Consider the following 17,852-nt stretch of genomic DNA (forward strand, 5'->3'; position numbering starts at 1 on the left):
TAAAGCACAATATTATCTGAGCTAGGTATCAGTTACCATTTATTAGTGAGTTAAATGAGAAAAAAATCAACACCTAATCGCCAAATTAAAGCGACAAGCAATAAGTCAAGCAATGGCTTTATTCGCATCATTAGCGGTCAATTTCGCGGTAGAAAACTTCCGGTCAAAGATGTACAAGGCTTACGCCCAACAACGGATCGAATAAAAGAAACCGTGTTTAATTGGTTAATGCAAGATACCCGAGGTGCAAACGTACTCGATTGCTATGCAGGATCTGGAGGGCTTGGTTTTGAAGCGCTTTCTCGGTTTGCGGCACATACTGTCTTTTTTGAGCTTGATAAAAGCGCAGCAGCACAGCTAAACAACAACATAGCCACTTTGCAACTTGATAATGCCACTGTAAAACAGGGCAATAGCCTAGCGCTTTTAGATAATAATGATAAAAATAAAAAGTTTGATCTAGTTTTTGTTGACCCACCTTTTCGTCAAAACTTGGCCGAAAAAAGTTGTGTATTACTCGAATCAAATCAATGGTTAACTGAGCAAGCGTTAATTTATGTAGAAGTTGAGAGCGAACTAAAAAGCCTAGAGACTCCTAGTAACTGGTTGCTATTAAAAGAAAAATCAGCAGGACAAGTAATTTGTCGTTTGTATCAACGCGCGGCAAATTAACGCTGTTTTGCCATCCTAGTTTCTGTTAATATTATCCTTTACATGTGGTGTTGCTTCGGATTACAATACCGCACCATTTTTGAACCACTTGATCGTTATTCGATCAACTTGAGCAACGCTCATTATTTAGGTAGGTGAATTTTTAATGCCAGTAATTAAAGTAAGAGAGAACGAACCGTTTGACGTAGCACTTCGTCGCTTCAAGCGTTCATGTGAAAAAGCAGGTATCCTTTCAGAAGTTCGTCGTCGCGAGCACTATGAAAAACCAACAGCTGAGCGTAAGCGTAAAAAAGCTGCTGCAGTAAAGCGTCACATGAAGAAGCTTTCTCGCGATAACGCACGTCGCGTTAAATTATACTAATCAGTATTTGGTCTTGTATAAATGAGCCTTTTATTAACGCTAAAAGATGCGCAAAAAGATGCGATGAAGGCAAAAGATAAAGAACGTCTTAAGCCTATCCGCATGGTACTTGCTGCTATCAAGCAACGTGAAATTGACGAGCAAATCACGCTAGACGACGACGGTATTACCGCTGTTTTAGTGAAGCTTGTAAAACAGCGTCGCGACTCTTACACCCAGTATATTGATGCGGGTCGTGAAGATTTAGCTGAAATTGAAGCCAATGAGATTAAAGCTCTTGAAGAATTCTTACCTCAACAATTGAGTGAAGAAGAAATCATAGCACTTATTGACTCGGCTATTGCTGATACAAATGCAGCGGGTATGCAAGACATGGGTAAGGTAATGGGAGTGATCAAAAGCAAAGCTGAAGGTCGTGCCGATTTAGGTAAGATTTCTGGCTTAATCAAGCAACGATTAACTGCCTAACCCCCACATACAGATGTATGATTCAAGTAAACCGAGCCTAGTGCTCGGTTTCTTGCTTTTGAGCTTTTATATAATCACCTTTTGTGTTCAAATCTTACTTTAAATGCAAAAATAGTGCAGGAAAAAACAACAGCCATGGCCGGAAAAATCCCTCGACAGTTTATTGATGATTTACTCGCTCGTACCGATATTGTTGAGTTAATTGATTCAAAAGTTGGCCTAAAAAAAGCGGGAAAAGACTACCAAGCTTGTTGTCCTTTTCATAACGAAAAAACCCCCTCTTTTACCGTCTCCCAAGATAAACAGTTTTATCATTGCTTTGGTTGTGGTGCCAATGGTAATGCCATTTCATTTGTCATGGAATATGACAAACTAGAATTTGTTGATGCTATTGAAGAATTAGCAAGTATGCTTAATTTAGACGTACCTCGCGAGCAAGGCACAAGTTCAGGCCCGCAACGTACCGCTGAACAAAAGCGCTCTGATTACGATCTAATGCTCCATGCTGCACGCTTTTATCAACATCAATTAAAGCATCATGCTAATTCTAAAACCGTGATTGATTATATTAAAGGTCGTGGTTTAAGTGGCGAAACGGCAAAAAAATTCATGATTGGCTATGCGCCGAGTGAGTGGGAAGCACTGTGTCAGCAACTAGGTCGCAATAAAGAGCAAAAAGAACAGCTAGTAGAGTTAAAACTCGCATCTGAAAAGTCACCAGGTCGCCAATTTGACTTCTTCCGTGACCGACTTATGTTCCCTATTCGCGATAAACGCGGTCGGGTAATCGCGTTTGGTGGCCGTGTTATGCAAGCGGATCAAGGACCTAAATACCTGAACTCGCCGGAAACGCGTATTTTCCATAAAGGTTTTGAACTTTATGGCTTGTACGAAGCTAAGCAAGCTCATAAAAAACTGGACCATATTTTAATTGTCGAAGGTTATATGGACGTGGTTGCTTTAGCTGAGCAAGGTATCGAATATGCCGTTGCAGCCCTTGGTACAGCAACCACCGCAGAACATATGCACACTTTATTTAGAACCACAGATAAAGTGATTTGCTGCTACGACGGTGACCGTGCAGGTCGCGATGCTGCTTGGCGTGCCCTTGAGAATGCACTTCCTTATCTTGCCGATGGGAAGTCATTACAATTTGTATTTTTACCTGACGGTGAAGATCCAGACTCGCTGGTACAAAAAGAAGGCAAAGACGCTTTTGAAGCACGATTAAATGACGCGGATGATTTTAGTAAAGTGCTCTTTAATAAGCTCAGCCAAGAGGTTGACCTAACCCAAGATGCAGGTAAAGCAAAATTACTGAGTGATGCCCTGCCGCTGATTGAAAAAATCCCCAGTGATTTTTATCAAGAGAATATTTTAGAACACCTTGGCCGCTTAATTGGTCGAACGCGAGAACAGTTAAATAACCGCGTAAAATCACCAAAGCAGCAACATGCAATTGAACGTAAATTTAAAATCACGCCAATGCGCCAAGCTATTGGTATTTTATTGCAACATCCAAACTTAGCGAGCAGCATTGCTTATATGCCAGAATTGGCAGAAATGAAAATTGCCGGTATTGAACTTTTTTTACATATCCAACACTTAGCACTAGAGCGACAAGGAATAACCACGGCACAAATTCTTGAGTCATTTCGTGATAGTGCGCAGTATGATGCTCTTGTTAAATTAGCAACTTGGCAACATCAAATAAATGACGATCGTTTAGAAACTGTTTTTAAAAATACTTTTAAATTTATTGAAGACCAGTGTTTAAATTATCGACTAGAGACCCTATTAATAAAAGACAAGACCCAAGGGTTAACAAGCGAAGAACGTCTTGAGTGTCACTTACTGACACAAGCGTTAAAAGGCAGCAACAGCTAGTCAGATTTGAATTATGCTGTTATACTGTGCTATTCACTGCGTCTAGTTAGTTTTCGTTTCGCTTATAAAGCGAGCTGGCGCCTGTTGTATCAACTTTCAGAGTGGAAGAATAAATCTCTATGGATCCAACTCCTCAGTCACAATTAAAGCTTCTGATTCAAAAAGGTAAAGAGCAAGGTTATTTAACTTTTGCAGAAGTTAATGATCACCTTCCACAAGACATTATCGACTCAGATCAGGTAGAAGATATCATTAGCATGATTAATGATATGGGTATCAAGGTAAGTGAAAACGCACCTGATGCCGATGAATTAATGATGCAAGAAACAACGACAGACGAAGACGCAGCAGAAGCCGCGGCCGCTGCACTTGCGACTGTAGAAAAAGAGATCGGTCGAACAACTGACCCTGTCCGCATGTACATGCGTGAAATGGGTACTGTTGAACTACTTACGCGTGAAGGCGAAATTGTAATCGCTAAGCGTATCGAAGAAGGTATCAACCAAGTTCAGATTTCAGTTGCTGAATACCCAGAAGCAATTACTTACCTACTCGAGCAGTGGGATAAATTTGAAGCTGAAGAAATGCGCTTAAGCGACATTATTTCAGGCTTTTTCGATCCTAATAATGAAGACGAATCACAAATTTCAGCAACGCATATCGGTTCTGAGTTAAACGAAGAACAGTTAGACGAAGAAGACGATGATAGTGATGATGAAGACAGTGATGATGATGACGACGGTGATGATGATGAAGCTGATACAGGACCAGATCCTGAAGAAGCACGTATTCACTTCGAAAATCTACGTGATCTTTATAATAAAGCGCGTGATACATTTGAAGAAAAAGGTCGCTCTCATCCTGACTCATTAGCTGCTATTACCGAAATTGGCGAGTTATTTAAAACATTTAAGCTAGTTCCAAAACAGTTTGACCGCATGGTAAACAACATGCGCGAAATGATGGACAGAGTGCGTGTTCAAGAACGTCTTATCATGAAGCAAGCGGTTCAAATTGCTAAGCTTCCTAAGAAAACGTTCGTTAAGCACTTTGCTAATAATGAAACAGATACTAGCTGGATCGACCTTGAAATTGCGGCTAACGAAAAGCACTCAGTTAAGCTTGAAGAAGTAAAACCTGAGATCATTCGCTGTATCCAAAAATTAAGCGCAATCGAAGAAAGTACTGGTTTAAGTATTGAACGTATTAAAGACATCAACCGCCGTATGAGCATTGGTGAAGCGAAAGCCCGCCGTGCGAAAAAGGAAATGGTAGAAGCTAACTTACGTCTTGTAATTTCGATTGCGAAAAAATATACCAACCGTGGACTACAATTCTTAGACCTTATTCAAGAAGGTAATATTGGTCTAATGAAGGCGGTTGATAAGTTCGAGTATCGTCGTGGTTATAAGTTCTCAACTTATGCAACATGGTGGATCCGTCAAGCAATTACACGCTCAATTGCTGACCAAGCACGTACTATCCGTATTCCTGTGCACATGATAGAAACGATTAACAAGCTAAATCGTATTTCTCGTCAAATGTTACAAGAAATGGGCCGCGAACCTAATCCAGAAGAATTAGCTGAGCGTATGTTAATGCCTGAAGATAAAATTCGTAAGGTATTGAAAATCGCGAAAGAGCCTATTTCAATGGAAACGCCAATCGGTGATGATGAAGATTCGCACTTAGGTGACTTCATTGAAGATACGACCATTGATTCGCCAATTGATTCTGCAACGATGGAATCGCTACGTGGTGCAACCAATGACGTATTAGCTGGCTTAACAGCGCGTGAAGCGAAAGTACTTCGTATGCGTTTTGGTATCGATATGAACACAGACCATACATTAGAAGAAGTAGGTAAACAATTTGACGTAACGCGTGAACGTATTCGTCAAATCGAAGCGAAAGCGTTACGTAAATTACGTCACCCTTCTCGCTCAGACTTACTGAAAAGCTTCTTAGACGCTAAGTAATTACACTGCACTATTAATAACTAAAAGGCCGCTGTTGCGGCCTTTTTTCTATTCGAGAGATTATCATGGCTTGGATCCAAATTCGAATTAATGCAAACGCTGATAATGCTGACATGATCAGTGATTTACTGATGGACACAGGTAGTGCATCAGTGACTTATGTTGATGCAAAAGACACCCCGATTTACGAACCAAAACTGGGGACCGTTCAACTATGGGCTGATACTACAGTGATTGGCCTGTATGACGCTAACCATGATATGGACAGTGTAGTGTCGACATTAAAAGCTGAAGCGACACTCGCTGACAAGCTTGTATATAAAATTGAACAACTTGAAGACAAAGACTGGGAACGTGAGTGGATGGACAACTTCCACCCGATTCAATTTGGTGAGCGCTTATGGATCTGTCCGAGTTGGCGAGATATTCCTGATCCTAGCGCTGTTAACGTATTACTTGACCCAGGCCTTGCATTTGGTACAGGTACACACGCAACGACTGCACTATGTTTGAAGTGGCTGGAAAGCCAGGATCTAACAGGTAAAACTGTGGTCGACTTTGGTTGCGGCTCGGGTATTTTAGGCATAGCGGCCATAAAACTAGGTGCTGAGCGTATGATCGGTATCGATATTGACCCACAAGCCATTGAAGCGAGCCGCGATAATGCCGAGCGTAATGGCGTGGCCGACAAACTTGAAGTCTACTTGCCAGAAGATCAGCCTGAATTTAGCGCTGACATCGTCGTTGCAAACATTCTTGCGCAACCATTAAGAGAGCTTCATGAGGTCATTTTAGGATTGTTGAAACCCAATGGTAAAATTGCCATGTCAGGTATTTTAGAAGAGCAAGCTCAATCTGTTGCCGACGTTTATGCCCCATTTTTAGCCCTTGATGATATCGCCATTGAAGGTGAATGGACACGCGTGAGCGGCACAAAAAAGGCATAAAACAGATAATACTTTTAATCCATAACACGCAAGGTAAAGCCACTATTTAACAGGCTTTACCTTATTTTTACATGCGTAAATTTTACCATTTTAAAACGGCTAAATTTTTTTTGTTTAAATAACAAACAAATCGACCCGCTCGTCAAACTGTTATCAAAAGTCAATACAAAAAGGGCAAAAAAAAGTCACTTTTGTTCAATTTATAGCCTTTGATTTTTGGAAAAAAAACCGTAAACTTAGCGCCCCTTGAAAAGAGGCCTATTGAATAACAGTGCGTATCGGTTCATACCAACTTGAGAACAATGTAATTGTCGCGCCTATGGCAGGCATTACAGACAGACCATTTCGACAACTTTGCCGACGCTTAGGTGCGGGGCTTGCTGTATCTGAAATGCTCTCGTCGAACCCGAAAGTGTGGAAAACCGAAAAGTCGATGAACCGTATGGATCACAGCGGTGAATCGGGTATTCGCTCGGTGCAAATTGCCGGAGCCGATCCTGAGCTTATGGCACAGGCAGCACAATTCAATGTCAGCAATGGTGCACAAATCATAGATATCAATATGGGGTGCCCTGCTAAAAAAGTGAATAAGAAACTCGCAGGCTCTGCCTTATTACAGTTTCCTGAATTAGTAGAAGAGATACTCGATGCGGTTGTTAATGCAGTCGATGTCCCAGTAACACTGAAAATCCGAACTGGATGGGATCAGGATAACCGTAATGGTGTCGAGATTGCGAGCATAGCTGAACGCTATGGCATTGCTTCACTGGCTGTACATGGACGCACGCGCGCATGTATGTATAAAGGTGAAGCGGAGTACGCCACAATTAGGGATATTAAACGTTCAGTATCTATACCTGTTGTCGCCAATGGTGATATTACATCACCAGAAAAAGCAAAACAGGTTTTAGATTATACGGGTGCAGATGCCATTATGATTGGTCGAGCCGCCCAAGGTCGCCCTTGGATTTTTAGGGAGATAGACCACTATTTGCGAACTGGAGAACATTTGCCAGCACCTGAAATTGCAGAGGTGCGAAGCATTTTGATGGAGCATTTAGACAATCTTCATCAGTTTTACGGGGAGCCAATGGGAGCGCGTATCGCTCGAAAGCATGTATCTTGGTATTTGCAAACCCATGACAGTGACGGTCAGTTTAGGCGAGTATTTAATGCGTTAGATAACCCACAGGCACAAATCGACGCATTAGAAGAATACTTTAAAACACTAGCAGCTAACTAAGAAAGAAAGAGACATATAACGATGTTCGAACAAAACGTGACTTCTCCATTTATCACAAACCCTCATGTACAGTCACACGAGAAACCACAGCCGTTGCGTGATGCAGTGAAAAAAGCGGTTCATCACTACTTAAAGCAACTTAATGGTCAAGACGTACAAGACGTATACGACCTTGTTCTTTCTGAGCTAGAAGCACCATTACTTGAAGAAGTAATGACGTATACGCGTGGTAACCAAACTCGTGCAGCAATCTTACTAGGTATCAACCGTGGTACTTTACGTAAGAAGCTTAAAAAATACGGCATGAACTAATACCCGTTATATTGAATCTGTAATCACTCTAACGAGCTATCGTTTTAATTGCTTACAGCTTCATAGTAACTGGTAATAAGTTATTGAAAAAAGCACCTTAGGGTGCTTTTTTTATAACGACAAAAACTATGCAAAATCCTCATCCTTTAAACATCGTCTTTTGAGCCATATTCAGTTAAAATACCGCCTTTCTAAGCTAGCTCAAACATTGAGGTAATCAAAACTACAATGGATACACATCGTCCAATTCGTCGCGCACTATTAAGTGTGTCAGATAAAACCGGTATCGTTGAATTTGCTCGCGCTCTTGAAGCACAAGGCGTGGATATTTTATCAACGGGCGGTACTTGCAAATTACTTGCTGATAACGGCATCAAAGTCACTGAAGTATCTGACCATACTGGTCACCCTGAGATCATGGATGGTCGCGTAAAAACACTTCATCCAAAAATTCACGGCGGCATCTTAGCACGTCGCGGTCAAGATGAAGACGTAATGGAGGATCACAACATCTCTGCTATCGATATCGTTGTAGTTAACTTATACCCCTTCGCAAACACTGTTGCGAAAGAAGACTGCAGCCTAGAAGATGCGATTGAAAACATTGATATCGGTGGTCCAACGATGGTTCGCGCAGCGGCGAAAAACCATAAAGACGTGACTATCGTCGTCAATGCAAAAGATTACGACCGTGTAATCAGCGAAATGCAAAGCAACAACGGTTCAACAACGTATAAAACACGTTTTGACCTAGCAATCGCGGCTTACGAGCACACAGCTCAGTACGATGGCATGATTGCAAACTACTTCGGCAAGATGGTTCCTGACTACACAGAAGAAGCTGCTATCGATACTAAGTTCCCACGCACTATCAACATGCAGTTCACTAAGAAGCAAGATATGCGCTACGGTGAAAACTCACACCAAGACGCCGCTTTTTATGTTGAAAACGACTTAACTGAAGCGTCTGTTGCAACGGCGGTTCAATTGCAAGGTAAAGCACTTTCTTACAACAATATTGCTGATACTGATGCAGCATTAGAGTGTGTAAAAGAATTCGACGTACCAGCGTGTGTTATTGTAAAACATGCAAACCCTTGTGGTGTGTCAATTGGTGACAACATTCTTGAAGCCTATGATCGCGCATTCAAAACTGACCCTACGTCAGCATTTGGTGGCATCATTGCATTCAACAAAGAATTAGATGCTGACACGGCAGAAGCGATTGTTGCGCGTCAATTTGTTGAAGTTATCATCGCGCCTAAAGTATCTGAAGCAGCGGCGCAAATTGTATCTGCTAAGCAAAACGTACGTTTATTAGAGTGCGGCGAGTGGACAGGTAATGCAACAGGCCATGACATCAAACGAGTAAATGGCGGAATCCTAGTTCAAGACCGCGACCTTGGCATGGTAACGCAGAGCGATCTTAAAGTTGTCACTAAGCGCCAGCCAACTGAGCAAGAGTTAAAAGACTTATTATTCTGCTGGAAAGTAGCTAAATTCGTTAAGTCAAACGCCATTGTTTATGCACGTGACGGCATGACTATCGGTGTAGGTGCAGGCCAAATGAGCCGAGTTTACTCAGCGAAAATTGCAGGTATCAAAGCAGCTGATGAGAACTTAGAAGTAAAAGGTTCTGTTATGGCATCTGATGCATTCTTCCCGTTCCGTGACGGTATTGATGCCGCTCGCGACGCTGGCATCACAGCTGTTATTCAACCTGGTGGTTCAATGCGTGATGAAGAAGTTATCGCCGCAGCTGACGAAGCAGGTATGGCAATGGTATTCACAGGTATGCGCCATTTCCGCCACTAATCACACAAAGGGTTAAACAGCGTGTTTAACCCTTTTTGTTTGCTACAAATTCACGTATTCTGATTACTAATTGCTTAATTAATGAAGGAACAGACGATGAAATTTGCTCTAAAATCTATACTTGTTGCAAGCCTTACTCTTGCTTCTGCTCACGCTCTTAGCCAAGACCTAAACTCAGCACTCACTAAAGCAGTCAGTGCAGCTGAGCGTAGTGATAACAGTGCCCGTGATGAATATCGTCACCCAGTCGAAACGCTTAACTTTTTTGGTTTTGAGCCATCAATGACTGTCGTTGAGATTGCGCCTGGCGGTGGCTGGTATACTGAGATTTTAGCTCCAGCATTAAAAGGTAAAGGGACTTATTATGCAGCACATTTCCCAGCTGATTCCTCAGTAGGTTACTACCAGCGTTCACTCGCAGGGTTTAAAAAGAAAATTGCAGGAGATGCACGTTTCAGTGAAGTAAAACTCACAGAATTTGCACCGAGCACGCATCTTGATATCGCTCCTGCTGGCAGCGCTGATATGGTTTTAACCTTCAGAAATGTTCATAACTGGTACATGGGCAAAGATAAAGAAGGCGCACTAAGCGCATTCAAATCATTTTATAAAGCCCTAAAGCCAGGCGGTACACTTGGTGTTGTTGAACACCGTTTACCAGAACAGCGCAGCGATGAAGATCAGAAATCATCAGGTTATATGAAGCAAAGCTATGTAATTGATATTGCAAAACAAGCTGGCTTTGAACTGGTAGCAAGCAGTGACATTAATGCAAACTCACTTGATACAGCTGATCACCCTAAAGGGGTGTGGACACTCCCACCAAGCCTTCGTTTAGGCGAAAAAGATGCCGCGAAGTATAAAGCAATTGGTGAAAGTGACCGCATGACGCTGAAGTTTAAAAAACCGCTTTAAATAGGATTATTTCGCCATGAATGTACTTGTCATCGGCAGTGGTGGCCGCGAACACGCACTTGCGTTTAAGGCTGCCCAAAACAGTAAAGTAAACACCGTTTTCGTTGCTCCAGGTAACGCAGGCACGGCTCTTGAGCCAAAACTTGAGAACGTTGCAATCAATGTTGAAGATCTTGAAGGTCTTTTAGCTTTCGCTAAAGAAAACAACGTTGAACTAACCATTGTTGGTCCTGAAGTACCACTGGTACTGGGTGTTGTTGATACATTCCGTGAACACGGTTTAGCTATTTTCGGCCCTACAGCTGGTGCGGCCCAATTAGAAGGCTCTAAATCGTTCACCAAAGACTTCTTGGCTCGCCATAAGATCCCGACTGCTGATTACCAAACCTTTGAGCAAATCGACCCTGCCCTTGAATACCTTAAAGAAAAAGGTGCACCGATTGTTGTTAAGGCTGACGGTTTAGCAGCGGGTAAAGGTGTTATTGTCGCCATGACAGAGCTTGAAGCTGAAGAAGCTATTCGCGATATGCTTGCTGGCAACAGCTTTGGTGAAGCAGGCAGCCGTGTGGTTATCGAAGAGTTCTTAGAAGGTGAAGAAGCGTCTTTTATTGTCATGGTCGATGGCAAAAACGTACTGCCGTTTGCAACAAGCCAAGATCACAAACGTGCTTACAATGGCGATAAAGGTCCAAATACTGGTGGTATGGGTGCTTACTCACCTGCGCCAGTTGTGACTGATGAAATTCACCAACGTATCATGAATGAAGTGATTAACCCTACCGTTGAGGGAATGGCAAAAGAAGGCCACCCTTACACAGGTTTCTTGTATGCAGGCCTTATGATTGCTGCGGATGGAACACCAAAGGTTATTGAGTACAATTGTCGTTTTGGTGACCCTGAAACGCAACCTATGATGCTTCGTCTTAAATCAGATCTTGTTGAGCTAATTGAAGCGGCTAACCGCGAAGAGCTTGATAAAACAGATATTGAATTTGACCCTCGTGCAGCAGTTGGTGTTGTTTTAGCTGCAAAAGGCTACCCAGGCAGCTACCCGAAAGGTGATGCGATCAATGGCTTACAAGTAACCTACCCTGAAGGTGAAAAAGTATTCCACGCGGGCACCAAGCAAGATGGCGAGCATGTAGTTACGGCTGGCGGTCGAGTATTGTGTGCAACAGCACTTGGCAATACTGTCACTGAAGCACAACAACGTGCCTATATGCTTGTTGATGATATTAGCTGGGAAGGTATGGAATACCGCACTGACATCGCTTATCGCGCAATAGCGCGCGAAAAAGCGTAAGGTCAAACCAGTTAAATCTAAGAAAAAGCGCAGTTTATCTGCGCTTTTTTAATGCTACACTATTGAGGAGCCAAACTAAGCTAAGAAGTCATTTTGAATAGTAAAACGCTAAAATATCATTTTTTGTCATTTTTTATTCTTGCGATCTTATTTTTTATTATCTGCACTTTATCGTCTCACTTGGCGAGCCCAACTCGTTATACCATTGACAAAACAGCCCCTGTTTACTCTCAAAATGCTTACCGCATTGATGAGACTAAGTCGCTTACTCTTTCACAGTTTTTAAGTGAACCGAGCAAACTTGAAAAAAAGCCTTTTAAGCACATTGAGTGGGATTTAGCCGCAAAAGATTACTGGTTAAAGCTCGATTTAGAAAACAGGCAGCCGCACCCGATTGATTTGTTTATTCATTTTGATAACCCTATGGTTGACTACCTCACTGTGTATCAACTCAATGAACAGCAACAACTTACTAGCACGATTGAACTAGGTGATAAGGTCAGTGGGCTTTCTTTATTTCAATACAGTACACCACACACCCCTTTAACATTAAGGGGCAGTGAAAAAGTCTCTTTGGTCATAAAAGTAGATACTGTCGGGATCAGCAAAACACCCATCAATATTTACGGTAAAAAAGAGTTTCAAGACTTATTGCGTTCACAAGCAGGTATTTGGGGAATATTTATTGGCGTGCTGATTATGGCTGCTCTTTACAACCTTGTACTTTTTTTGGGTATCCGTGATCGTGTTTATCTCATTTATATTGGCTACATTATTTCTGCCCTCTTGTTGATGGGCTCTGTGCTTGGGTTTGGCTTTTATCTTTGGCCACTGTCTTGGCAATTATTTTTTAACGAAAAAATAGTGTTTAGTAATTACGCCATTGCCTTTTTTACCGTTGCATTTTGCACCATGTTTTTGCGCTATCACAAAGATAATTGCCGACTATATAAGCTGAGCCTTAGCTTCTTGGCTGTTCTTTTCAGCTTAGGCTTAATAAGCTTTTTTATGCTGGAGTATAACTCCTCGAAGATCTTTTTTGCCATGATGGTCATTCTTTATATTTTATGTATTACCATGATTTATAAGAAACTAATTAGTGGTTTCAGATGGGCGAAGTTTTATGTCATGTCATGGATACCGCTTATTATTGGTGCTGCTGTACAGCCACTGGAATTAACTGGCTTTATTCCTTACAGTTTTACAACTCGTCACTTGTTCTTAATAGCCATACTTTGTGAGATTGTTTTAATGGCAATGGCACTGGCTGACAGAGTGCGTTATCAACGCGAAAAAGCGCTGTATCACGCAACTCATACTCAACAAACAAAATTATTAAACCAAGCCATGCTCAAGCAAGGGTACATGAGTTTAATAAATGAAAAACGCAGCGCACATTTGTGTTTAATTAAGATTGAGCAATTCAATGCATTACTTAGCATCTTAAACCCGAGCCAAAGTAGTAAAATTATCACAACGGTTGCTCTTTCGTTAGAAAACCACTTAGCCAAGCATAGACAGTTTATTAACCTTGAATATGCACTGGATAATAGCCCCAAAATAGCTGATCTAGGCAATGGTATGCTGGCCTTTATATCAACCAAAATACAGCCCAAAAGCGACTTATACGATGAGTTAAGTAATATTGCTAAACAACTACCAAAGCAATATAAAATTGCAGGCCTCGATTTGCAGCTTTATTACCGATTCAGTGTTACCGAGCCCATTGAAAATGATGGCTTTGACTCTTGGTTACAACGGGGATTTCTCGCAATTTCTCAAAAACAGGCAATTAAAACTCTCGACTCTTCCTATGTTGATATGGATTTAAGCTTGGCTGCATCATTACAGCACGCTATTCGTAATGAGCAATTAGCGATATATTTACAACCAATCATTGATTTACGCACGGGCAAAATTGCAGGAGCTGAAGCTCTACTACGTTGGCCAAGTGCTCATCAAAATTTAAATATCGAACAACTAATCCAGCTTGCTGAACGAACGGGACTTATCAATGAATTGAGCTTATGGGTAATTGAAAAAGCATGTCAAACTATAGCAAAGCTCAATCAGCACGGACACAAAGAACATACGATTAGTGTTAACTTAAGTGCCAAAAACTTAGCCATTCCTAAACTGGTTGAAAAAATTGAAAATACCATTCTAAAACGAGGTATTTTTGCCAATCAGTTAAAATTTGAACTGACTGAATATGCACTGATAAAAAACCATACGGATATGATACACTTTGTTAATGAGTTAAATAAATTAGGGAGCCAAGTGATTTTAGATGACTTTGGCACTGGCTACTCTTCCCTTAATTACTTAGTTAATTACTCGTTTAGCACAATTAAAGTAGATAAATCGTTTATTCTCGATTTAACCAATAACGATACTCACCAAGTGATCGTAAAAACAGCGATCGATATGGCCCATAACCTTGACATGAATATCACGGTCGAGGGGATAGAAGATCAAGAAACTGAGCAACTTCTTATAAAAATGGGGGCTGATCATGGCCAAGGCTACTTTTACAGCAAAGCCTTGGCAGTTGATGAATATCTTGAGCTTATCGACACACAATCGAAATAGAGCGTGTTACACTACCCCTTTTACATCTTTAGGGGCCAAGTAAAGATGCAAGGTACATTGCGTAAACTCAAGTCGACTCACAGTACACCTGTACAATATCAACTACCTGTTGGTGATGAACTAGTACCTTTAAACGACTATATAGGAAAAACACTCACACTCACGTACACCGGTAATATCTTTTGTTGTAACTGTGGTAAGAAAACCAAAAAAAGTTACTCACAAGGACACTGTTTTGTCTGTATGCGCAAACTAGCAAGCTGCGATATGTGTATTATGAAACCCGAAACTTGTCACTATGACCAAGGCACGTGTCGTGAGCCACAGTGGGGTGAAGAAAACTGCATGATCCCGCACTATGTGTATTTAGCAAATACTTCTGGCTTGAAAGTGGGTATTACCCGTCATACACAAATCCCGACCCGCTGGATTGATCAAGGGGCAACTCAAGCCCTACCTATTTTTAAAGTACAGACTCGTTTGCAATCAGGTTTAGTCGAAGTAGCGTTAGCCAAGTTTATTGCTGATAAAACCAATTGGCGTAATATGCTAAAAGGGCAATCTGACGTGCTCGACCTAAAGGCTGCTGCCACAGAGTTACTGCCACAAATAGAAGAAAAGTTAGATGAACTTGCCGAGTTATTTGGTGCAACAGCCATCGAAAAACTAGATGAGGACGTTGTGACTCTTGATTACCCTGTCGACGAATATCCAACCAAGATCAGCTCATTCAATTTTGATAAGGCTCCAGAGGTCTCAGGTGTTTTAAAAGGTATTAAGGGCCAATACTTAATTTTTGACACTGGCGTCATTAATATTCGAAAATTTACTTCGTACGAAATTACCCTAAGCTAAACTATTTTTGAGTATTAAGATAAAAGTCATACCACTGCTGCTTCGTAATGGGGCGGCAGAAATAATAGCCTTGAATCGTGTCGCAGTTAAGCGCTTGTAAGTAGTTTAACTGCTCCACTTTCTCAACACCTTCTGCAACAACGTGTATATTCAAGCTTTTAGCCAATGTCACAATCGCCGAAACAATCTCACTATTACCATATTCATCAGGGACTTTAGCAATAAAGCTGGCGTCAATTTTAAGTGTATCGATAGGCAGCTTGGTTAGATAACTCAATGCTGAATAGCCTGTCCCAAAGTCGTCAAGTGTAATATGTACGCCCAACTTTTTAAGTGCCAGCAACTCTTGTTTAGCTTCACTAAAATGACTTATGAAGCAGCTCTCAGTGAGTTCGACTTCAAGTTTGCATGGGTCCACCTCATACTCTCTCAATAAGCGTTCAACATTAGAAGCCAATTGCCCTTGCCGTAAATGATTGGCTGAAATATTAATCGCTAAACGCCCTGCTTCAATATCATTTCGCTGCCATATCGCTAACTCTTTACAGGCTTGTTCTATAACCCACATATCCAGCTTTACAATTAAGCCAAGTTCTTCTGCCAATGGAATGAATTTAGCTGGGGAGATAACACCTAAGCTTGGCTCCTGCCAACGCAGTAAGGCTTCCACGCCACATATTCGGCCACTTTCAAGGTGTTGCTTCGGCTGATAGTACAGTTCAAACTCATCGTTTTCTATGGCCGTTTGCAAACGACTCATCATCGCAAGCCGCTCAAGAGAGCGCGCATTCATGGCCGGCTTAAATAATTGAAATGAGTTTCGCCCCACCTCTTTTGCCCGATACATTGCAATATCAGCATGTTTAAGCAAGGTAGCACTATCAATACCATCATCTGGAAACACTGCGGCTCCAATGGAAGCCGTTATCGCCACCACCTGCTCATTAATTAACAAAGGCATACTGACTTGTTGCAAGACCTGCTCTGCAAATCCAAGTAATGCTTCAACCCTCTCAACTTCGCATAAAAGTACAAACTCATCCCCACCTAGACGAGCTAGGGTATCTCCCTCAGGTAGTACAGATGAAATGCGCTCTGCAATTTGCTGTAAAAGGTTGTCACCTGCATCGTGACCTAAGCTGTCATTCACCTCTTTAAAACGGTCTAAGTCAACAAACATAACGGCTAATAAATCTTGATTACGCTTGGCTGCACTTAACGCAATTGACAACCTATCGTGAAATAACCGTCTATTTGGCAAGCCTGTAAGTTCATCGTAATACGCCAGTTGTGAGATTTTTTCTTCCGCTCGCTTACGCTCTGTTATATCACTAAAAATAGCCGCATAGAGTACTTCATCAACATTAGGATCTTTAATTTGAATAATCGTCAGCCATTCAACAAACTCTTCACCGCTTTTTTTACGGTTGCAAATTTCTCCTTGCCAAACCCCTTCATACTCTATGGCATGCCACATTTTTTGATAAAATGAACGGCTGTGTGAGGACGAGCTTAAAATGCTTGGTCGCTTGCCAATCACTTCATGTTCTTCAAACCCTGTGAGTCGAGTAAATGCAGGGTTAACTTGAATAATCGTGCCATCTTTACGAGTTAGCATGATGCCATCCAATGATGCATCAATAATTTTATTCGCTAAAAATAAATTTCGTTGCGACTTTTGTAAGGCAATATCGCGCTGCTCAATCGCTCGTTCAAGTTCACAGCAATACGCTGACTCTATTTCTGTGATTAAATCAGCAAACGAAATAACCCCACAAATATCAGTCTCTCTGACCGCTAAGTGGCGAACATTATGTTCAGACATAAGACGATATGCATCAAACAAACTACTGTCGCTATCTATCTCTATCAGTGGATAACTTGCGTATTGCCAACAAGGGTTAAGCCATTCGGTTTGAATAATTAGCCCAACAATATCTCGCTGTGTGATAATGCCATGTATATCCAAGGCTGGATTATAAACAAGCACACTTTCTAGGCGGCTCGTGCGCATAATCTCTACCACGCTTTCTATTGGCAAATTTGCATCAACAATGTCTAATTCAGTGCGATATTGTTCATGAATAGGACGAAATTGTAGGTAGTGATCAAGCCCTTGATTGTGCACAATGTCCGACAAGCTCAACATACCAACAGGCTGTTTCTCGCTATTCATTACTAATAAGTGTCGAATACCATGCTGTTGAAAGCGCAGTGTCGCATCGCTCAGTAAACACTGACTAGGCACGGACACCACCGGTGCTGACATAACCTCATGAATAGGTACATTTTTAAATTCAGAGCTTGTAATATCAACATGTAGGCAGTCCGCCTCAGTCCATATACCAACAATGGATTGATCATGTTTAACAAAAATAGCGGTCACACTATGAACATGCATCAACCGCACAGCATCAACCAAAGGGGTATGTGCAGGGCACGATACCAGCTTTTGCGAAATAACATCCCCGACCTTTTGATGCCGTCTTGGTTGATTCATAAG

At 41.6% G+C, this 17,852-nt stretch carries 14 protein-coding genes; 13 read left to right on the forward strand and 1 reads right to left on the reverse strand.

From position 1 onward, the window contains the following. Positions 1-54 precede the first annotated feature (54 nt). From rsmD to L3V38_RS15750, 13 genes are all read left to right on the forward strand, one after another. Complete coding sequence (gene rsmD, locus L3V38_RS15690) at positions 55-672, forward strand: 16S rRNA (guanine(966)-N(2))-methyltransferase RsmD (protein WP_237119965.1); 618 nt, start codon at positions 55-57, stop codon at positions 670-672. Positions 673-817: 145 nt separating this feature from the next. Beyond that, the gene (gene rpsU, locus L3V38_RS15695; RefSeq protein ID WP_002957797.1) at positions 818-1,033 is read left to right on the forward strand and encodes a 30S ribosomal protein S21; all 216 of its coding nucleotides are present in this window, start codon (positions 818-820) and stop codon (positions 1,031-1,033) included. 21 nt (positions 1,034-1,054) lie between these two features. After that, the gene (locus tag L3V38_RS15700; protein WP_062568695.1) at positions 1,055-1,501 is read left to right on the forward strand and encodes a GatB/YqeY domain-containing protein; all 447 of its coding nucleotides are present in this window, start codon (positions 1,055-1,057) and stop codon (positions 1,499-1,501) included. A 135-nt stretch (positions 1,502-1,636) separates the two neighbouring features. Further along, positions 1,637-3,388, forward strand: a complete 1,752-nt coding sequence (gene dnaG / locus L3V38_RS15705; protein WP_237120081.1) for a DNA primase — start codon at positions 1,637-1,639, stop codon at positions 3,386-3,388. A 119-nt stretch (positions 3,389-3,507) separates the two neighbouring features. Beyond that, on the forward strand, positions 3,508-5,367 hold the full coding sequence (rpoD, locus tag L3V38_RS15710) for an RNA polymerase sigma factor RpoD (RefSeq protein WP_130149456.1): 1,860 nt from the start codon (positions 3,508-3,510) through the stop codon (positions 5,365-5,367). Positions 5,368-5,432: 65 nt separating this feature from the next. Next, positions 5,433-6,314, forward strand: a complete 882-nt coding sequence (prmA, locus tag L3V38_RS15715) for a 50S ribosomal protein L11 methyltransferase (protein ID WP_237119966.1) — start codon at positions 5,433-5,435, stop codon at positions 6,312-6,314. A 271-nt stretch (positions 6,315-6,585) separates the two neighbouring features. Beyond that, on the forward strand, positions 6,586-7,557 hold the full coding sequence (gene dusB, locus L3V38_RS15720; protein ID WP_062568691.1) for a tRNA dihydrouridine synthase DusB: 972 nt from the start codon (positions 6,586-6,588) through the stop codon (positions 7,555-7,557). 21 nt (positions 7,558-7,578) lie between these two features. After that, positions 7,579-7,869 (forward strand): DNA-binding transcriptional regulator Fis, encoded by a 291-nt coding sequence (gene fis, locus L3V38_RS15725; protein ID WP_002957804.1) that lies wholly within the window; start codon positions 7,579-7,581, stop codon positions 7,867-7,869. A gap of 228 nt (positions 7,870-8,097) precedes the next feature. After that, positions 8,098-9,684, forward strand: coding sequence for a bifunctional phosphoribosylaminoimidazolecarboxamide formyltransferase/IMP cyclohydrolase (gene purH / locus L3V38_RS15730; protein WP_237119967.1), 1,587 nt, complete (start codon positions 8,098-8,100; stop codon positions 9,682-9,684). A 96-nt stretch (positions 9,685-9,780) separates the two neighbouring features. Beyond that, entirely contained in the window at positions 9,781-10,599 is an 819-nt protein-coding gene (locus tag L3V38_RS15735; protein WP_130149453.1) for a class I SAM-dependent methyltransferase, read from the forward strand. A gap of 16 nt (positions 10,600-10,615) precedes the next feature. Continuing rightward, positions 10,616-11,902: a phosphoribosylamine--glycine ligase gene (gene purD, locus L3V38_RS15740; protein WP_237119968.1), complete on the forward strand. Its 1,287-nt coding sequence runs from the start codon at positions 10,616-10,618 to the stop codon at positions 11,900-11,902. Between the two features lie 93 nt (positions 11,903-11,995). Beyond that, the gene (locus L3V38_RS15745) at positions 11,996-14,494 is read left to right on the forward strand and encodes an EAL domain-containing protein (RefSeq protein WP_237119969.1); all 2,499 of its coding nucleotides are present in this window, start codon (positions 11,996-11,998) and stop codon (positions 14,492-14,494) included. A gap of 45 nt (positions 14,495-14,539) precedes the next feature. Then, a complete protein-coding gene (locus tag L3V38_RS15750; RefSeq protein WP_237119970.1) occupies positions 14,540-15,349 on the forward strand; it encodes a DUF2797 domain-containing protein in 810 nt (269 codons plus the stop codon). 1 nt (position 15,350) lies between these two features. On the opposite strand, the gene L3V38_RS15755 is transcribed toward L3V38_RS15750, so the two are convergent. Next, on the reverse strand, positions 15,351-17,849 hold the full coding sequence (locus tag L3V38_RS15755) for an EAL domain-containing protein (protein ID WP_237119971.1): 2,499 nt from the start codon (positions 17,847-17,849) through the stop codon (positions 15,351-15,353). Positions 17,850-17,852: the final 3 nt, after the last annotated feature.

The sequence above is a fragment of the Pseudoalteromonas sp. L1 genome (genome assembly GCF_021728095.1).
In the GTDB taxonomy this organism is placed as follows: domain Bacteria; phylum Pseudomonadota; class Gammaproteobacteria; order Enterobacterales; family Alteromonadaceae; genus Pseudoalteromonas.

What these genes read in the sequence shown, in the direction of transcription:
- rsmD (WP_237119965.1), top strand. Translation starts at nt 55, where the DNA reads ATGAGAAAAAAATCAACACCTAATCGCCAAATTAAAGCGACAAGCAAT.
- rpsU (WP_002957797.1), top strand. Translation starts at nt 818, where the DNA reads ATGCCAGTAATTAAAGTAAGAGAGAACGAACCGTTTGACGTAGCACTT.
- L3V38_RS15700 (WP_062568695.1), top strand. Translation starts at nt 1,055, where the DNA reads ATGAGCCTTTTATTAACGCTAAAAGATGCGCAAAAAGATGCGATGAAG.
- dnaG (WP_237120081.1), top strand. Translation starts at nt 1,637, where the DNA reads ATGGCCGGAAAAATCCCTCGACAGTTTATTGATGATTTACTCGCTCGT.
- rpoD (WP_130149456.1), top strand. Translation starts at nt 3,508, where the DNA reads ATGGATCCAACTCCTCAGTCACAATTAAAGCTTCTGATTCAAAAAGGT.
- prmA (WP_237119966.1), top strand. Translation starts at nt 5,433, where the DNA reads ATGGCTTGGATCCAAATTCGAATTAATGCAAACGCTGATAATGCTGAC.
- fis (WP_002957804.1), top strand. Translation starts at nt 7,579, where the DNA reads ATGTTCGAACAAAACGTGACTTCTCCATTTATCACAAACCCTCATGTA.
- purH (WP_237119967.1), top strand. Translation starts at nt 8,098, where the DNA reads ATGGATACACATCGTCCAATTCGTCGCGCACTATTAAGTGTGTCAGAT.
- L3V38_RS15735 (WP_130149453.1), top strand. Translation starts at nt 9,781, where the DNA reads ATGAAATTTGCTCTAAAATCTATACTTGTTGCAAGCCTTACTCTTGCT.
- purD (WP_237119968.1), top strand. Translation starts at nt 10,616, where the DNA reads ATGAATGTACTTGTCATCGGCAGTGGTGGCCGCGAACACGCACTTGCG.
- L3V38_RS15750 (WP_237119970.1), top strand. Translation starts at nt 14,540, where the DNA reads ATGCAAGGTACATTGCGTAAACTCAAGTCGACTCACAGTACACCTGTA.
- L3V38_RS15755 (WP_237119971.1), bottom strand. Translation starts at nt 17,849, where the DNA reads ATGAATCAACCAAGACGGCATCAAAAGGTCGGGGATGTTATTTCGCAA.